We start from the raw sequence: 547 nt of genomic DNA, 5'->3' as shown, positions 1-547 counted from the left end.
CACACCAGGAGCCAGTTTCGCGGCGGTGATGGAACCGTCTGCAACTTTAGGTGTTGTGATGGCGGCATCAGCAACCTTAGCGGTTGTTACTGCATTCGTAGCAATTTTATTAGCAACGATTGCATTGTCAGCCACTTTGGTTGAACCAACAGAAGCATCTGCCAGTTTGGTTGATGTAATAGCTGCATCCGCCACTTTAGCTGTGGTTACCGCATTGGCGGCAACAGTCGGATTGGGATAAGTACCGGTGAGGTCGCCACCCGCTGTTCCGCTCACAGGCAAAGAGGTGGGAATCACACCAGGAGCCAGTTTCGCAGCAGTGATGGAACCGTCTGCTACTTTAGCAGTTGTTACTGCATTGGCAGCAATTTTATTAGCAAGGATTGCATTGTCAGCCACTTTGGTGGAACCAACTGAAGCATCTGCCAGTTTGGTAGAAGTAATAGCCGCATCCGCAATCTTAGTTGTTGTTACCGCATTGGCAGCAACAGTTGGATTGGGATAAGTACCGGTGAGGTCGCCACCCGCTGTTCCGCTCACAGGCAAA

General features: G+C 50.6%; 1 protein-coding gene. It reads right to left on the bottom strand.

What is annotated here, in order from left to right; genetic code table 11:
• The coding region (locus BC349_RS13850) for a hypothetical protein (protein ID WP_222840190.1) at window positions 1-547 on the bottom strand (547 nt) is incomplete at both ends.

Source organism: Flavihumibacter stibioxidans, from assembly GCF_014332695.1.
Taxonomy (GTDB): Bacteria; Bacteroidota; Bacteroidia; order Chitinophagales; family Chitinophagaceae; genus Flavihumibacter; species Flavihumibacter stibioxidans.
The sequence above is the reverse complement of the archived record's forward strand: the minus strand, read 5'-3'. Positions and strand labels throughout refer to the sequence as shown.